15 protein-coding genes and 1 riboswitch are annotated in these 18,325 nt (G+C 37.9%); of the genes, 6 read left to right on the forward strand and 9 right to left on the reverse strand.

Going from position 1 to position 18,325, the window contains the following annotated elements; genetic code table 11:
* The first annotated feature begins 63 nt into the window (after positions 1-63).
* Positions 64-1,212, forward strand: a complete 1,149-nt coding sequence (locus JNUCC51_RS09695; protein WP_337991814.1) for an acyl-CoA dehydrogenase family protein — start codon at positions 64-66, stop codon at positions 1,210-1,212.
* Positions 1,213-1,644: 432 nt separating this feature from the next.
* On the opposite strand, the gene JNUCC51_RS09700 is transcribed toward JNUCC51_RS09695, so the two are convergent.
* From JNUCC51_RS09700 to JNUCC51_RS09715, 4 genes are all read right to left on the reverse strand, one after another.
* Entirely contained in the window at positions 1,645-3,840 is a 2,196-nt protein-coding gene (locus JNUCC51_RS09700; RefSeq protein WP_337991815.1) for a sensor histidine kinase, read from the reverse strand.
* Positions 3,841-3,855: 15 nt separating this feature from the next.
* Positions 3,856-4,011, reverse strand: coding sequence for a hypothetical protein (locus tag JNUCC51_RS09705; RefSeq protein WP_337991816.1), 156 nt, complete (start codon positions 4,009-4,011; stop codon positions 3,856-3,858).
* Entirely contained in the window at positions 3,989-4,681 is a 693-nt protein-coding gene (locus JNUCC51_RS09710) for a response regulator transcription factor (protein WP_337991817.1), read from the reverse strand. The genes JNUCC51_RS09705 and JNUCC51_RS09710 overlap by 23 nt, the downstream gene beginning before the upstream one ends.
* A gap of 345 nt (positions 4,682-5,026) precedes the next feature.
* Complete coding sequence (locus JNUCC51_RS09715; protein WP_337991818.1) at positions 5,027-5,884, reverse strand: DMT family transporter; 858 nt, start codon at positions 5,882-5,884, stop codon at positions 5,027-5,029.
* Positions 5,885-6,043: 159 nt separating this feature from the next.
* On the opposite strand from JNUCC51_RS09715, the gene JNUCC51_RS09720 reads away from it, so the two are divergent.
* Positions 6,044-6,274, forward strand: coding sequence for a MerR family transcriptional regulator (locus JNUCC51_RS09720; protein WP_049667308.1), 231 nt, complete (start codon positions 6,044-6,046; stop codon positions 6,272-6,274).
* A gap of 51 nt (positions 6,275-6,325) precedes the next feature.
* Here the strand turns inward: JNUCC51_RS09720 and JNUCC51_RS09725 are convergent, their stop codons facing one another.
* From JNUCC51_RS09725 to JNUCC51_RS09735, 3 genes are all read right to left on the reverse strand, one after another.
* Positions 6,326-7,312: a homoserine dehydrogenase gene (locus JNUCC51_RS09725; protein WP_100545177.1), complete on the reverse strand. Its 987-nt coding sequence runs from the start codon at positions 7,310-7,312 to the stop codon at positions 6,326-6,328.
* A 921-nt stretch (positions 7,313-8,233) separates the two neighbouring features.
* Positions 8,234-8,620: a hypothetical protein gene (locus JNUCC51_RS09730; RefSeq protein WP_337991819.1), complete on the reverse strand. Its 387-nt coding sequence runs from the start codon at positions 8,618-8,620 to the stop codon at positions 8,234-8,236.
* Between the two features lie 395 nt (positions 8,621-9,015).
* On the reverse strand, positions 9,016-10,317 hold the full coding sequence (locus tag JNUCC51_RS09735) for an O-acetylhomoserine aminocarboxypropyltransferase/cysteine synthase family protein (RefSeq protein WP_337991820.1): 1,302 nt from the start codon (positions 10,315-10,317) through the stop codon (positions 9,016-9,018).
* Positions 10,318-10,434: 117 nt separating this feature from the next.
* Positions 10,435-10,547, reverse strand: a riboswitch (SAM riboswitch).
* Between the two features lie 294 nt (positions 10,548-10,841).
* Here JNUCC51_RS09735 and JNUCC51_RS09740 point away from each other — a divergent pair.
* Positions 10,842-11,474 (forward strand): glycerol-3-phosphate acyltransferase, encoded by a 633-nt coding sequence (locus tag JNUCC51_RS09740; protein WP_337991821.1) that lies wholly within the window; start codon positions 10,842-10,844, stop codon positions 11,472-11,474.
* A 184-nt stretch (positions 11,475-11,658) separates the two neighbouring features.
* Positions 11,659-13,140, forward strand: a complete 1,482-nt coding sequence (locus tag JNUCC51_RS09745; RefSeq protein ID WP_337991822.1) for a DASS family sodium-coupled anion symporter — start codon at positions 11,659-11,661, stop codon at positions 13,138-13,140.
* Positions 13,141-13,382: 242 nt separating this feature from the next.
* Here the strand turns inward: JNUCC51_RS09745 and scpC are convergent, their stop codons facing one another.
* Positions 13,383-14,903, reverse strand: a complete 1,521-nt coding sequence (gene scpC, locus JNUCC51_RS09750) for a succinyl-CoA:acetate CoA-transferase ScpC (RefSeq protein ID WP_337991823.1) — start codon at positions 14,901-14,903, stop codon at positions 13,383-13,385.
* 288 nt (positions 14,904-15,191) lie between these two features.
* Here scpC and chrR point away from each other — a divergent pair, with 288 nt between their 5' ends.
* A complete protein-coding gene (gene chrR / locus JNUCC51_RS09755) occupies positions 15,192-15,923 on the forward strand; it encodes a class II chromate reductase ChrR (protein WP_337991824.1) in 732 nt (243 codons plus the stop codon).
* Between the two features lie 207 nt (positions 15,924-16,130).
* Complete coding sequence (locus tag JNUCC51_RS09760) at positions 16,131-16,556, forward strand: hypothetical protein (protein ID WP_337991825.1); 426 nt, start codon at positions 16,131-16,133, stop codon at positions 16,554-16,556.
* A 63-nt stretch (positions 16,557-16,619) separates the two neighbouring features.
* Here the strand turns inward: JNUCC51_RS09760 and JNUCC51_RS09765 are convergent, their stop codons facing one another.
* Complete coding sequence (locus JNUCC51_RS09765; RefSeq protein ID WP_337991826.1) at positions 16,620-18,299, reverse strand: hypothetical protein; 1,680 nt, start codon at positions 18,297-18,299, stop codon at positions 16,620-16,622.
* Between the last annotated feature and the right edge of the window lie 26 nt (positions 18,300-18,325).

The following is an 18,325-nucleotide window of genomic DNA, read 5'->3' on the forward strand; positions in this document are numbered from 1 at the left end:
GTAACATTATAATTGCAAGATAAAATTTACGCATGTACGAGGGAAAAAAGGGGTGTTGTTCATATGACAAGATATAAATTCGAATCAACAGAGCATGAGTTATTTCGTAAAACCTTACGTAAGTTTTTAGCAGAAGAAGCTGAGCCACATTATTCACAATGGGAGAAAGATCATCTTATTCCACTTGAGTTTTGGCGTAAGCTTGGAGAAATGGGCTATCTATGCCCTCAAGTAGAAGAGCAATACGGCGGTCTCGGACTCGATTTTAGTTTTGGTGTTATTATTCAAGAAGAGCTTGAGCGTGTAGGTTCGAGCCTTATCGGTGTTGGTCTGCATAACGATATTGTCGTCCCTTATATTGAGGCATACGGCTCAAATGAGCAAAAATCACGCTGGCTACCGAAATGTGTTACAGGCGAAAATATTACAGCAATTGCTATGACAGAGCCAGGGACAGGTTCAGATTTGGCAAATATCCAGACAACCGCTATTCGTGAGGGCGATCACTATATCGTCAACGGACAAAAAACATTTATTACAAATGGTATTCATACAAATTTAGCGGTAGTTGCTGTAAAAACAAATCCTCAGGCAGAAAAAAAACATCGTGGCATTAGTCTCCTTGTCATTGAGGACGGGACACCAGGTTTCACGAAAGGTCGTAAGCTCGAAAAAGTTGGCATGCACGCGCAGGACACAGCCGAGCTATATTTTGAGGATTGTCGCGTACCTGTAGAGAATCTCCTAGGCGAAGAAGGTAAAGGCTTTATCTATATGATGGAAAAGCTACAGCAAGAGCGTTTAGCAGTAGCCATCGCCGCGCAAACGGCTGCTGAGGATATGCTTGCTTTAACAATTGATTATGTAAAATCCCGCGCAGCTTTTGGAAAGTCAATAAGTGACTTCCAAAATACGCAATTTAAAATAGCTGAAATGGCGACAAAAATTGAACTCGGCAAATCATTTTTGGAGTCTTTAATTGAGGAACATATCGCAGGAAATGATGTTGTGACAAAAGTTTCGATGGCAAAATACTGGATAACGGAAAATGCACGTGAGCTTGCTGTCCAGTGTATGCAGTTACACGGTGGCTACGGTTATATGGAGGAATACAAGATTGCTAGAAGATATCGAGATATTCCTGTCATGTCCATTTATGCAGGTACTAATGAAGTCATGAAAGTGATTATTGCCAAGAATTTAGGTTTATAACTAATAAAGTATAGCTCTTCGGCACAACGAGTGGCCAAAGTGACGGTATGGAAGGCCGGAACGTCGGATTGATGTGCCGAAGCGACGGATAGAAGCCTAAGCGACGGTATGAAAAACCGGAACGTCGGATTGATGTGCCGAAGCGACGGTATGAAGGGCCGGAACGACGGATAGAAGCCTAAGCGACGGTATGAAGGGCCGGAACGACGGATTGATTTGCCTAACCGACGGATAGAACCATCAAAATCGTGGATAGAACAGCAAAAGTCGCGGTTAGAAACGTCAAAATCGTGGATAGAACAGCCAAAGCCGTGGATGGTCCCTCCAAAGCGACCGTCTTAAGTGCCAAAATGACGGATTGAAAAAGGGTCTCACATATTTTATTTTTCAACATAATAAAAACAGCGGCAAATGTTTGCCGCTGTTCTTTGTCTATGCTGCCGGAATTCGAACGATTACCTTAAATAAATCTCCATCTACCTCTATACTCATACGAGCACCATGCAAATCTACAATGGATTGCGCAATGGCTAAGCCTAGCCCTGAGCCCTCTGTATGGCGTGATGCATCTGCTCGCTTAAAGCGTTCAAATAACTCATCGGCATTCTCGCTAATTTCATACTTTGCAACATTCTTCACCGTGAATTCAGCATCACCTTCTGCTGTACGTTTCAATGTTACATAAACACGTGTGCCCTCTAATGCATACTTCAATACATTAACAATTAAATTATCGATCAGTCTCCACCATTTTTGTCCATCCACATACGCGTAGATTGGCTCATGTGGTTTTGTCATGCGTAAATCTAAATGAGCCTGAGCTAAATCCTCCTCATGCTCCCCTACTGCCTGCTGTACAAGTTGGGTTAAATCAACACGAGTACGATGAAGCTCCATATTACCACTCGCCATCTTCGATACTTCAAAAAGATCCTCAATCAGTAATTTTAGACGTTCTGATTTTTTATCAAGGATATGAATGTATTGCTGGCGCTCTTCCTCTGTAATATCAGGATTTTTCAGTAAATCTGTATACGTAATAATAGATGTTAACGGCGTGCGTAAATCGTGACTAACATTCGTAATAAGCTCTGTTTTTAAACGCTCACTTTTTGCCTGTTCATGCATAGACGTACGTACGCCTTCTCTTAAATGATTAAGATTTTCCGCATGTCCTGCGAGTGGTGATTTGCCCATTACTTTGACATCACGGTTTAAACGTCCTTCTGCCATGTCTTTTGTATCCTTCATAATTCGGTTTAAATAGCCCATTCTCGAAAGGAAGAGAATCATGGCTGGAATACCAATCATTGCGCAGATGCTCAAAACAATAAATGGGAATCCACCGCCTCCTATCATTGTAGCAACAAGGCTTCCGCCACCGAAAAATGCTGCCCCAATCATCACAATGGAATGTAATGCAATGGAACGATTTATAAATAAATCCGTGATTGATTCGCCAAGTGACCATAAGTAGCTAGCTTTTAAGTTCTCCTCTAATTTCTGTGCTGTATTCACCCGATCATACAACCAAATTAACTGTACAAAGAACAGCATTGCAATAATGATTAAGATACCTATTTTAAACAACATATCCATTAAATAATGTACATAATTATATGGATAAACAGCATTTACAATCAATTCATAAGCAATTTGAGATGCTATTAAATATATGAATGCACTTATTAATAATAGTCCAATTTGGAAATCAATTTTCATCTTTGCAAGAGCTTCTCTTTGTTTTAAGCCTTGTACCATCTGCAGTACTTCTTTACGCCCTTTCCATGCAAAAATAGCTGCCACAATACTCATTAACCATATAAAGGAGAAAATATATTGACGAGTTGTAAAATTGTTATATCCCTCCATGATGTCGACTGCTTGTGCTGATTTTTTTGAGATGGTTATGATACCAGTGTAATCAGCAGTTTCCCTTAAATTTTCTGTATCAAAGTTGATATCAGTTTGATAAAAAATATGGTTTAAATTATCACTAATATTCCAAGTAGATAATGGGTGTTGCCCAGTATATTTTATTTTGAACGCACTACTATCCGAAACATCACCCGAACTAAATATTTCGCCTGTTTCAGTGTTCGTTAACTCATAAGACCAGTAATTATAATTTTTCACAAAACTCTTTGCTTCTTCTTGTGCTGCCTTTATATATTGATCAACGAGTTCTTCCTTTTGAGCTAGAATTTTTTTACGGACATGCTCATCATCCCCAAAATTCGCCGTAATATCTTTAATTGTTGCATCTCGCTCTTTCTCAAGCTTTGTTTTTAAATCCGTTGCATTTACATTAGCAGCTTCTTGAATACGCCCCTCATATTGAGCTTTAATATTATCTACCTGTTCTCCTAATGTTCCATAGCGATTACGATGTTCTTCAATTTCACTTTGTGTCACCACAATTTTACTTTTTAAATCCTCAGTCGTCGGTAAATTTAATACTAATGGTCCTAATTCTGACTGAAAATTATCTAGTTCGTGCTGGAAATTTTCAGATTGAAAATACGACTTTCCAATATATTGGTACCCAGCTTTCGAGAATGTAAATATACCGAAAATTACCCAGATTAAACATATAAGAGCGAGAAGAGGTTTCCAATTTTTCAACATACTTTTAACTCCTCTCTAAAAAATTTTCTCTAGCAATTGTAACATCCCCGAAGAGCGGGCAGTTACTAACTGATAGGCATACACACCGAAATAAATTAGTCCAATAACCCCTGCTACAAACCCTGCAAATGTAACATACTGCTCTACTTTATTTTTCCATTTTATAGCCAACGCCCCACACCACCTTTAAATAACGTGGATTTTTCGGATCAGCTTCGATTTTTTCACGTATTTTTCGAATGTGTACAGCCACAATATTTTCTGCATTGTAAGCTTCCTCATTCCACACACGCTCATAAATCTCTCTTATCGAAAATACACGCCCAGCATTTTTCATTAATAATTCCGTAATTTTATATTCGATTGGTGTTAATCGAACAGGCTCGCCTTCTAAATTGACTTCCTTTGCATCTTCATCCAATACAAGTCCGTCGATTTCCACCTTCGCTGCTCCTTCATTGTACGTCCCAAGTTGTACATAACGTCGCAGCTGAGATTTCACACGTGCCAATAGCTCTAGCGGATGAAAAGGCTTTGTAACGTAATCATCTGCACCTACAGATAGACCATGAATTTTGTCGCCATCCTCCGCCTTTGCACTAAGCATAATAATTGGAATATTGCGCTCTTCTCTAATTTTAAACGTCGCTGTAATTCCATCCATATTTGGCATCATAATATCTAAAATAATTAAATGTACTTCATTGCTTGCTAGTTTTCCAAGTGCCTCTAAGCCGTCTGCAGCTTTTAGGACATTGTAGCCTTCATTCTTTAAATAGATTTCAATACCATCACGAATATCTTGATCATCGTCTGTTACAAGAACTGTTAGTTTCGTCATGATATACACCTCGCTCTCAATTAATAGTGTACCTTTTAAATCTTAAAAACCAGTTATTATAAAAATGAAGAATTTCTTAAGGTTTTAACTTCTTTCAGCAGATGTCACAGAATCGAAAAGGAGTTCTTGGTGCACGCACAAAGTCGATTCCGGACGCATTGTTTATCTGCGCGAAAGCATAGCGGCAGCGGCAAATGTTTTCTGTAGCGAAAGCATAGCGACAGCTACAATTATGCCGAGGCATAACACCAAAACGTACAGGGCATATGTTTCAACATATGTAAACAAGCAAAATAGCCATAATTGTTAACTCTTCATTTTCTTAATTCAAAGTATGACTTGTTTTCAAATCGTTTTTCGTCCTCCTAATGTTAGAGCGATAATACCACCTAGTAACATTACAACACCTATCCAAGAAGTCATACTTAAATATTCACCAACTAAAAATACACCTAACATTGCTGCAGTCAAAGGCTCAGCTAATGATAGTGTAACAGCTGACGATGAACTAATTTTCTGAAGCCCCTTTAAAAATAAAATATAGGCAACGCTTGTACACATAATCCCCATGAAAAGCATTGTCCATAGGTTATGCGGGATAGCTAACCAACTAAAACCCACATTTATCGAAAATGGAAGTAAGAATAGCGCACAGATTGAAAAAGTCATCGCTACTGCAGGTAACGCCTCTTCTTTTCTCATTAGCCTTTTACTAATATTTGTGTACAGCGCAAAGGAGAGACCTGCACAAAGGGCTAGCCCAATCCCTCCCATATGGACAGCCTCTTCCCCATTATTAACGAATAATAAAATACAGCCGAGTGTTGCCATTACAGTTGCTATTCCCCACACCTTTGTCGGCTGTAATTTCCATAATATCCATTCTAAAGCACCAGAAAAGACAGGAGCGCTACCAATCGTTACAACGGTTCCAATAGCTACACCTGTTAGACGAATTGATGAGAAAAAAAGGCCTTGGAACAATGCAATGCTCGCCGCAGCTAAAATTGTCCATTTCCATGACCATTTCAGAAAGTTTATTTTACGTAGCAAAATAGTAATAGCTAATAATAACCCGCCACCAATTGCGGAACGAATTGTTGCTACAGCTATCGGAGATATTCCTACACTCAAAAATGTTTGTACAGTTCCTGTCATGCCCCATAATATAGCCGCTAGAAGTATGAAAAATGGATACATCATTTATTGCCCCCTCGACCGTCACTACCTCATTATCATTAATAATACAGATTTATCCAAATTCAAACAATTACCATTTTCCTTTTTCTTTCATTTATTAACCCATAGTAGGCTTTCTATTAAACTGAGGTTATAATAAAAACAACAAAAGGAGCGAAAATTATGTATAAAACAATTGAAGAAACAGCCATCGAACTTGGTATGCCAGAGGATCAAGTACTTCGCCTAGTTTACGAGGGCCGTATTCGTTCAGTATACGACGGGGACCAAATACTGATTAATAGCGGGCAGTTCAGCACTTATTTTGAACAATTAGATCGTATTAAAGAAGAAATTGAAATTTGGCGGAATACACCTATTCCTGAGGATATTGATGTTAAAGATGAGGATTAAAAAATGCCTATCATTCAAACAATTACAACATTGTTGAATGATAGGCATCTATTATATTGTTACGACAAATCCAGCTCGCTTACCGATAATTTCCGCATAATCCTCAACCATAACACTGGCTGTTGGATACATACCTGCCCCAGGTCCAATTAGCGTTAATGTGCCAATATAATTAGTATCCAATGCCACAGCATTATTGACGTCATCAACTGGGTAAAGTGGATGTTCTTTATCAACTAATTGCGGGCCAACCTTTGCGACCACTTTACCATCTGCTAGTTTCTCAACCTCAGCAACGTGGCGGTAACGCAAGCCTTTTTCACATGCTTCTTTTACTTCCTCTGCCGAAATACTATCAATACCTACTACTTCGACGTCAGCCCAGTCTGGTTGCTCTCCAAATGCCAAAGCACTTAAAATCATTAATTTTTTAAAGGCATCCTGTCCTGAAATATCATTATATGGATCTGCCTCTGCATAACCTAAATTTTGCGCCTCTTTTAATGCAGTTTCGAACGACCAGCCCTGTGAACGCATTTTCGTTAAAATATAGTTGGATGTCCCATTTAAAACACCCTGAATACGACTAACATCATTGACAAGCAAAATATTTTTCATCGTTTTAATAACTGGTACACCGCCAGCAGTTGTTGCCTCAAAGCCTACAAAAACACCGTTTGCTTTTGCAAGATCCTGTAGTTCCAAGCCTCGTTTTGCAAACATTACTTTGTTAGCTGTGATGACATGACATTTATGTTCAACAGCGCGCTTTAAATAAGTAAATGCTGGCTCCTCATTGACGATCGCCTCAAAAACAACCTGCATACCTGGTTCCGCTAAGACTTCATCCATACTAGTTGTCATTAAATGTGCTGTGCCTGGTACACGTTCACGGCTAGCATCTGTAACTAAAATTTTTGCTACCTCTAGCTCAATTCCTAATTTATTTTTAAGCTCTTCACGCTTTTCGTTTAATATATGGTAAATTCCTTGACCTACCGTTCCAAATCCTAATATAGCTGCCTTTATAGTTGCCATTGTTGTTATTCCCTCCAACTTACATTCCGCAGTTTCATTAAATTTATTTCGTCTCAGCTTAATTCGTACAGATTTTGAATTGTGCGCCGACTTTGCAAAGCAGGTCAATTTGTCGTGTTTCTAACACTTCGTTTTCAAACAGATATTTAGTCATGTTGTTTCACTCTCGCTACAAAAAATATTCTGAATGAAGATACAAAGTCCGTGAAACAAACAAATTCAAATAATTCAAAATTCAACTTAAAGAAAATTGTAACGCAAATACATACATTGTACAAGAAAAATCTTTCTAGGAAGGACATTTGTTTTCTGCAGACGTGCAAAGGAAATCGTTTTCATTCCTTTTATTATATGATTTTTACACTTAAATCTATAATAATTGAACAAATTTTGACGGATCTTTATCAATTATGCCTCGATATAATTGCGTCCGGGATCGGCTTTGTGCTTAGGCCTGCAAATGTTCTTTGTGCGAAAGCGAGGCGACAGCAAAAGGGTTTTAACTGCGCGAAAGCGTAGCGGCAGCGGCAACACAGCACGATGTTGGTCACTCAGTCGTTGCCACAGGACGTGGCGTTCTTAGACTGAGTTCCTTTATTTCAGTGGATGTTTGCAACCTCGCTGAAAAGTACGTAAATACGCATTCATCTCACCACATATAGAGGTGAGAGACTTTTGTAACTGCGCTTCTATTACAAATACACCTGTAACTGACACTTTGCTTTCGCTACATAAAACATTGCTGAAAAAAGTTAAAAACAAATGCCTTTCTTCTATTATATATATGTATGTAAAGACATTCATAAAAATTGTTCTTTTTAAATATATTAATTAAAAATTTTTCAGTATATCTACTACCATCTAATTAAAAAACTCATTCCCTGTAGCAGCAGAGAATGAGCCTAAATATATGAGGGTTAATTAACTAGCGTTGGCTAGCAATTTATAACGATATTGTGTTAAAGCTTGTTGCACCAGTCTTACTTCCTCTTGCGTAAAATTTGGTATTGCATACGTACGTTCAACTAATTGGAAAGTGCCATATTTTAAATAATACTCTGTCGCTGGTAGAGGAATATGACTCGCTCCATAGCTTTCATAAGCTTCGAAAACTTCTTTTATTGTATAGCTTTCCTCTTTGACATCAACAAATTCCTTATAAGCTGAATGTCCAAAGATCTCTTGCCATTTACGCTCAACTGACGCAAGTATGTTTTGAATGGACATGTTGTTCACAAACACATGACCTTCATTTAGCTCATAAATAAGATAAGATGCAATGTTTTGCGCACTATACACATTTCCCATTTAAAACACTCCTTTATGATCAGTTTTGTAGATAAGAGTAGTTACTGGCTGAGTAACTACTCCTCTTCATATATATTCAAAAGTGGGGGAGCACTTATGAAACTAATTTAGTTTGAGTATTGATTGAAAAACACTTTACCGATCTACCAGTAGGCGCTTTAAATTGATTCTAGGTTGGTAGCTTTTCGAACACTTTTCTTATTTCCTAGTATAAAACAAGGAATTAAATAAGTCAATAATACTTATAAAATTACTAGGTATTGATTTTATAAAATTTCAGTTACTTCACCAAATGAGGTGAGCGGATGATGTAGCAACGTTTGACGCATTACCAAATGAGGACAATCGAATGAGAAAATACGTAAACGCTACAACATTAGCCAATGTATTTTTTATTAAGCTTCTACTTCTTGTTGTGAAGCTGTTACTTGTTCAATTGCTTGTTCTAAATCTGCAATAATGTCCTCTACTGCCTCTAAACCGATGGATAAGCGGATGAGCGACTCAGTTACACCAGTTTGGATTAGCTCTTCAGCTGATAGTTGCTGATGTGTAGTAGATGCTGGATGAATAATTAATGATTTAGCATCCCCTACATTTGCTACGTGCGAGAATAATTTCACACTATCTATTAATTTACGCCCTGCTTCACGTCCACCTTTAATACCAAATGTAAGCACTGAACCGAAGCCATTTTTCAAATATTTTTTAGCTAAATTATAAGTAGGGAAATCTTCTAAGCCGTTGTAATTTACATATTCCACAGATGGGTGGTTTCGTAAATATTCAGCTACCGCTAATGCATTTTCATTGTGTTTAGGAATACGCAAATGAAGCGTTTCTAAACCTTGTAATAAATTAAATGCTGCATCTGCACTTAATGTTGGACCAAAATCGCGTAGTAATTGCACGCGCAGTTTTGTGGCGAATGCTGCATCTGCTGTGTCAATACCATAACGCAAACCGTGATAAGAAGCATCTGGCTCAGTAAAGCCTGGGAAACGTCCACGAGTCCAATCGAACTTTCCTGCATCTACTACAACGCCACCTAAAGTTGTTCCATGACCACCAATCCATTTTGTTGCGGAATGAACAACGATATCTGCACCGTAGTCAATTGGTGTAGAGCCATATGGTGACGCAAATGTGCTATCAATAATTAATGGCAAGCCATTTTCATGTGCGATATTTGCTACTGCTTCAATATCTAGTACCTTTAAACTTGGGTTACCGTAAATTTCAGCGAACACGGCCTTTGTTTTATCAGTAATAGCAGCACGGAAATTTTCTGGATTTGTTTCGTCTACAAAAATTGTTTTAATTCCGTAGTTTGGTAGTGTATTTGCGAATAAATTATAAGTACCTCCGTATAAAGAGCTACCTGCAACAATTTCATCGCCTGCCCCTGCAAGATTTAAAATGGAAAATGCGATAGCTGCTGCACCTGATGAAAGTGCTACTGCTGCTGTACCGCCTTCTAATAAAGCGACACGTTTTTCAAAAACATCTACAGTTGGGTTTGTAATTCGTGTGTAAATATTACCGGCTTCCTCTAAAGCAAAAAGACGTTGCGCATGAGCAGTGTCTTTAAAAACGAAAGCCGTTGATCGATATACCGGTACTGTTCGTGATCCTGTTACCGGGTCTGGCTCTTGCCCACCGTGTAACAGCAATGTTTCAGGTTTAAACTTTGTCATTGTATACCTCCAAATGGTTATTTTTTTACGATGGTACCGGAGATGAGGAGGATTTTTTCAGTAGAAAACAAAAACCCTCTTCAGCTAAGAAGAGGGTCGCGGTTGCAAGTTTTCCTCCCCTTATCTGCCAGATCCAATAAGAATCTGTAGGAATTAGCACCTTAGCAAGTTCGTCACTTACTGGTTGCCGGGCATCATAGGGCCTATCCCTCCGCCGCTCTTGATAAGAGTATATGAGATTCAATTTCCATCGTTGTTACACAGTATAAACATAGACTTTTTCTCTGTCAACACTAAAATTTTATTTTTTCCGAAACTTCTGTCTGCTTTTTTACGTATTACGAACGCATACACTATTTTAGTATTTACATAGCCTATCACCAAAACATGGGGTTGATTTCCGTTCCGACCAAGCACTTTTCTGGGGGCGTCCAGTCTCCACAACAATCAACTTCAGAGCATATGTTATAACAAATGTCATTTCTAACTTTTAGTGATGAGCTTATTTGGAAAGGAGGACTTTTATGATAAAAGCCGTTATTATTTTTCTTCTTGTTGGTTATTTGATTGGCTGTATTCACGGCTCTAAAGTTGCTCAGTTTTTATCCGGAGTTGATTTAAAAAAGACTGGTCATGGCAATGCTGGTGCCTCTAATGCAACACTTTCCCTTGGCTGGAAATACGGCATATTAGTTGCACTAATCGATATCGGTAAAGGTGTCGCAGCAATAATCGGTGCACAAGCTTATTTAGCAGATATAACACAATTAACAGAAGTACAAGTTTGGCTCTTCACCTATATTGTAGCTGCCGGTGTCATTCTAGGTCATAATTTCCCATTTTATATGGGCTTCAATGGCGGCAAAGGAACTGCCTCAATCATAGGGATATTACTCGCGATTGATTGGAAAATTTGCTTATTCGCACTCATTTTATTTGTTATTTTTTCTTTTGTGACAAATTATTTAATTGTCGGTGTACTTGAATTTTATCTCGTTTTTTGTACAGTCACATTTTTATGGATTCCTGGAACAGTCCCGACGATTATAGCTCTATTACTTTTTTGTATAGCAATCATTTTGCATATCGAAAATATTAAGCGCTTAATGCTAGGAACTGAGCCTAAAGTGACTTCAGCATTCAACAAGAATAAATAATATCATTTTCGTCTTTTCTATGACCGTATATTTTCTCGTAACTGCCTGTTATTGCTATAAATAGAGGGTATTTCACACAGTAGTCTTTTTACAATAAATTGACAAATTAACTTTCTTAATAAAGCATTTTACTAGCCGATGTTATAGAAAATTGCAGTAATGTTTGTAGAAAGGATGAAAAAGTATGTCTACTTCTGAACAAGCAAAACCGAAACGTAATTTAAAGCCACTCTGGATTGCATTAGCGTTCGCATCCCTAATCATCATAACTTTTTTACCGAACAACGGCGATTTACCTGTAGCTGGACAACGAGCTTTGGCTATTTTAGCTTTCGCGGTCATCCTTTGGGTTACAGAAGCAGTTTCCTATCCCGTTAGCTCTGCCATGATTATTGCTCTCGTTACAATCTTACTAGGGTTAGCTCCGTCAATGGACGATCCAACGAGAGTACTAGGAACATCGGATGCATTAAAACTGGCGTTAAGTGGATTCAGTAACTCTGCAGTTGCACTAGTAGCCGCAGCTCTTTTCTTAGCAGCAGCCATGCAAATTACGAATTTACATAAACGACTTGCGCTATGGATACTTTCACTAGTAGGAACAAAAACGAAAGCTATTGTTTTCGGTGCTATTTTAGTATCTATTGCACTCGCATTCTTTGTTCCTTCTGCTACTGCACGTGCTGGCGCAGTTGTGCCAATACTACTTGGAATGGTAGCAGCATTTGGTTTACCACGTGATAGTCGACTTGCTGCTCTACTTGTCATTACATCTGTGCAAGCTGTCTCTATTTGGAATATCGGTATTAAGACGGCAGCAGCTCAAAATATGGTCGCTTTAAACTTCATCAAAGAACAGTTTGGTGTGGATATTTCTTGGGGTGCTTGGTTACTTTATGCTGCCCCCTTCTCAATCATCATGTCAGTCGCTCTATTTTTCATTATGATTACACTAATTAAGCCTGAAACAAGCAATATTGAAGGTGGTAAAGAAGTAATCAAAAAACAGCTTGCGGAACTTGGTCCATTAAAAGCTCCCGAAATTCGATTGATCATAACATCGGTAGTTTTACTATTTTTCTGGGCTGCTGAGGGCAAACTTCACCCGTTCGATACGACAACGGTCACAATCGTTGCAATTGCTATTTTATTAATGCCAAAAATTGGAGTCTATTCATGGAAGCAAGTTGAATCACATATTCCCTGGGGTACAATTATCGTCTTTGCTGTAGGAATTATGCTAGGAACGGTCTTGCTTAATACAAAAGGTGCATCGTGGTTATCTGATAAAGTATTCGGTTCACTCGGTTTAGATTCTATGCCAATTCTAGCAACAATTGCGCTAGTTACTCTATTTAATATTCTTATTCATTTAGGCTTTGCGAGTGCAACAAGCTTAGCATCTGCACTTATACCGGTATTTATCGTTTTAGCCTCAACATTAACGACTAATGTCGATCAGGTTGGTTTCGTTATCGTACAACAATTCGTCATTAGCTTTGGCTTCCTCTTACCTATTAGTGCACCGCAAAATATGCTTGCCTATGGTACTGGAGCCTTTACAACAAAGGATTTCTTAAAATCTGGTATTCCATTAACGATTATTGGATACATCTTAGTTCTTCTATTTTCCGCAACGTATTGGAAATGGATTGGATTACTGTAAGGAGAAGGGATCGTCACCATAACGTGTGGTCGATTTCCGTTCCGGCTGGGCGCTTTCCTGGGGCGTCCGATGACCCCAAGGAGTCACCCAGCCTCCACTCCAAACAACTAACATACATGACATATGTTTTTATTAATGTCATCCACAACTTTTGATGATGAGCTAGAAGAAGCTGTTATTAAAACAACAAAAAGCCTTGAAGGAACAGATTAATTGTCTCCTTCAAGGCTTTCATTACTTTATTATTTCGATAAAGCAGGGTTCTTCATCGTACCATTTTTTGCGTAATTCACATGCCATGAGAGTGCTTTTTCTAGATTGTGTGGCGTATGGTGTCCACCTGTTGCTTCATTGGCATCGTTAAAATACTTCCATAATTGCTCACGATAATCCGGATGTGCGCAGTTATCAATAATGAGCCCAACCCGCTCTTTTGGAGCAAGGCCACGTAGGTCTGCTACCCCTTGCTCTGTGACAATTACGTCTACATCATGCTCTGTATGATCTACATGCGAAACCATTGGAACAATACTAGAAATATTTCCGCCTTTCGCGTAAGATTTTGTGACGAAAATACCTAATCTCGCATTACGTGCAAAGTCCCCGGAGCCGCCGATTCCATTCATCATTTTTGTGCCAGAAACATGCGTAGAATTTACATTCCCATAAATATCTACTTCTAGTGCTGTATTAACAGAAATTAACCCGAGTCGGCGAATAATTTCTGGTTGGTTAGAGATTTCTTGCGGACGTAATACTAGTTTATCTGCATATTTTTCGAAGTTACCATAAACTTGGTTTCCAACTTCCTCTGAAAGAGTAATAGAAGTAGCAGATGCGAAGTTTACCTTCCCTGCATCAATTAATTCGAATACCGCGTCTTGCAATACTTCTGAATATACTTCTAAGTTCTCAAACTCAGAATCTTTAAAGCCTAATAAAACGGCATTTGCTACTGAGCCTACACCTGATTGGATTGGTCTTAAGCTTGTTGTTAAACGACCTACTTTAATTTCTTCACGTAGGAAGTTTAATAAATGATTGGCCATAATATCTGTTTCTTCATCTGCTGGAACGATCGTTGATGGCGCATCTAAAATATCTGAAATGACAATGCCTTTTACTTTATCTAAATCTAATGGAATACCAATTATGCCAAGCCGATCGGATACATTTTGTAATGGAATTGGATCACGTTTCCCCTGCGGTCCTGGCACAAAAATATCATGGACACCCTCTAATGCATCAAGCTGAGCTACGTTCAACTCAATGATTATTTGGTCTGCCTCTTGCACAAAAATTGGAGAGTTACCAACTGAAGTTGTAGGAATTAGTAAGCCGTCTTCTGTAATAGCAGCCGCTTCAATAATCGCAAAATCAATAGGACCAATAATACCTTGACGTACTAGCTCCGCATTATGTGATAAATGCGCATCAACGAATGTAATTTCGCCACTGTTGATTTTGTTACGAATACCAGCATCCGCTTGGAAAGGTCCACGTTTACGAATAACACCAGCTTCTGCTAAGTATTGATCAACTTCTGGGCCAAGTGATGCACCTGTATATACATCTACCTTGAAGCTCTCTTTTTTAGCTTTCTCCACAAGTGCAAGAGGTACCACTTTAACATCACCTGCACGGGTAAATCCGCTCATCCCAAGTACCATACCATCCTTAATCCAAGATGCTGCTTCTTCTGCTGTTACAACCTTGCTCCGTAACTGTTCATTACGAAGCTTTCTCGCCAACTTTTCTGCCATTCCTTATTCCTCCATCCCACTTTATTTTTTTATTTTAGATTTCTTCTCGGTTTAACCCTTCTGGTATAGTTATCCAATTATTAGAAATCCAACCAAATAAACCGTTCGTGTATAATTTTAAACTATTTAGAATTTTTAATCTATAACTAACAAAATATTTTATATTACGAGAAATTTTGTGCATTCGTAAATTATCTGAAAATAATTTCAATGTCGGAAAAATTCGATTTTGAAGATAAAGCGTGATATGCTCTTGATATATATAAAGGGGAAAAGGAGATTTTATTAATGGTTAAAGAATTATTACGGAACCATTCTTCGGTTCGTATTTATGATGGAAATCCGATTTCAAAGGAAATTATTGAAGAATTAATTTCTACTGCACAAATGGCTGCTACATCACATTTTGTACAAGCTTATAGCGTAATTTGGGTAACAGATGCGGAGAAAAAAGAAAAATTAGGATTGCTTTCTGGTAATCCTCGTCAATACGAAACTTCTGGTGGTGCCTTTGTCTTCTGCGTAGATTTTAAGCGTCTGCAATCAGCAGGTAAATTAGAAGGCGTAGATATTGTGGCAGATTCAGCAGAAAACGTACTTGTTGGAGTAGCTGATGTATCATTATTCGCTCAAAACTTTGTTGTTGCTGCAGAATCTATGGGATATGGAATTTGTTATATTGGAGGAGTGCGTAATAAGCCTGAAGAAATCAGCGAATTATTCAATCTACCTGACTATGTTTTCCCATTATTCGGCTTAACAATTGGGGTTCCTGCTCGTCGCAATGAAGTAAAACCTCGTTTACCGGTTGCAGCAGTATTACATGAAAATGAATACAATACAGAAAAATACGAGGACCTTTTACCAGCTTACAACGACACAATGGAAGCATACTACAATACTCGCTCATCCAATCGAAAAATTGATAACTGGACAAAGCAAATGGCCGATTTTTTAATTGAACAACGCCGTCCTCATATCAATGAATTTTTAGCAAAAAAAGGTTTCAACTGGAAATAATTTATCAACAAGCTGTGTGGAGTTACTATTGTATGATAGTTCTCCACTTTTTTCATATTCTACATTCATCCTCACTCTACACCTAGTATTTTTGTCCAACACAATATGTTAAATTTAGGTATGAATTAAACAAAAAGACTCTTTCCTTTTTAAACAATTACATTAATACTAATAGATGACCGCTATGTGAAAAGGAGTTATTTATAAATGTCCTATGTCAATAAACATCTTGCTCGTACCCTAGAACAACAACATAAGCGAAGTGTAAGAGGTTTATTTTTAAAAATTCAAGACTTAAATAATGAGTGTACATTATTAAGAAAACGACTTGAACCACATATCGACTTAGCTGTTTATAAAGATGCTATTGATTATGTTAATCAATTCGTTTCTCACACTACTATCCTCAACTTAAAATTTATTACAAATACACAAAATCTAGAGGTCGTTGTGTTACATGCACTTTTATTAGCCCATATATTAGAAAACGAAGATTCTTATCCTTTTGAATATGAACATAATTTACTGCAAGGGTACATTCATGAAATATTTGCGTTAAACGATCATGCAAAAGCACTTTTTACTAATCACCAAGAAAAGATGCTTCACTATATGGAATCTCAACCAACATAAAAAGAGACGATCTTCGTAGCATAGTACTACTAGATCGTCTTTTTTTATTTAGCGATAACTACATTACTGTAATCCTTTAATAATCAGTTTTCGAACTGGTAAGAACTGCTCTCCTGTATCACCATAAGTGAGAATTACATCATCACCTTCTTGCAAATAAATTGCAAGCGGTTCTGTTTCTGAGCTTACTAAATAGTTTTCACCGTTATTTAATAAAAATGATACAACTGTATAGTCTCCGAGACGTTCCTTGTAAACGCGAAGGACCTTTCCACTTACATTTTTCTCTTCCGCATGTGAGCTTCCGTCGACCGTAGTTCCACCGCGACTTAAGGCTGTTTTGTATAATTTTAATGCCTCTTTAGGAGTTGTCGCATATACGGAAATTTCAGGATTTGCCGCAGATACAATGAAATAATTTTGTAAGAAACCATTTGAGTCGAGTACCGCAGTCAACCAGCTAGCCTCACCGTAAAAGTTATACAATACCGGCATTTCTCCAGACCATTTTTTCTCTATAAATTTCTTCTCGATAATTTGCAAGTTTCCTTGTGAATCCATATATGAAGCGTCTTGATTTCCAGTATAATAAGTCGCTTGACCTGTTCGTGCATTTGTTAAGGAGTAGCCAAGCATTGAATCGACACCCTCTTTAGGGCTCGTAAAGTCTGTGAAATAATACATATCGCCCTTCTCGTCAAAAATCGGGCTAACATTTGCCTCTGTTCCCTCATCAGAAGGAAGTTTTACATCTTTTTTACCAAACATACTGTTCCAATATCCATGTACATAATTACCGAAATAACTATTTTGTAAGCTTACTGTCTCTGGAGAAACAGCTCCATCAATAAATTCTGGGACATCCTCCAGCTTAATAACTTCTGATTTTCCTGTTAGCGCATCTACAAGCACGATCCCTTTTACATCGAAGCCATTACGTGCTGAAATAAATTCACCATATGAACGGATGTAGTATGGTTTACCCTCATCATCTATTTCAAGTTGTACATCTCCACAGAAAACAAGGAATGGATGTTGTAAGCGTATATGTCGCTCTAAATTTGAATTTAAATAAGCAGAAGGAACATACTTCATTTCCTGCTTAACAAACTTAGGATTGTCTGCTGAATCCGTTGCACTCATTATAAAGTAACCAGGAGTTGTATCGCCGTTCATCCATTTAAAGAAACCAGAGAACTCAACTGGTGCTATATAAACATACTCACCTTTTACTTTTTGAATTTGTAAGCGCCCTAGCTCATAATAGCTCGTATTCGGTACTTGACCGAACGCTTTTTTCATCTTATTTCGCGCAAATTTAGGAGGAACACTAGCTGGTGTTTGTGTTTCATCGAATGGTTTTATTTCAACCTCTTCCTTCATTTCAGCTGATTTGAATTTTTCGTTAGCATTCCATAAAGGAGCTGATAATACATACACTGCAACACCTAAACTAGCTAAAAATAAAATTCCCTTTATTTTTCTTTCAATACCACTTGCAAGAAGCGCACCGCCTAATGTTAATAAAATAATAGCAGGCCAAAAAGCAAGCCAGTTTACATCCATTTTTGTCACATAAACTGTTATACCCGTAGCTAAAAAGCCTAGTACAAATACACTGATAAAGAAGAATCCAATTACCTTTTTAGATCCGCCATCTTCTCGTTTTTTCGTTATAAGCGGTGTTAATAAAACACTCGCGATTAGTCCAATGACTGCCGAAGCTATTAATAGCTTAGTCATTTTGTTCACCCTCTCTAACCTTACTG

Source organism: Lysinibacillus sp. JNUCC 51 (assembly GCF_015999525.1).
In the GTDB taxonomy this organism is placed as follows: domain Bacteria; phylum Bacillota; class Bacilli; order Bacillales_A; family Planococcaceae; genus Lysinibacillus; species Lysinibacillus xylanilyticus.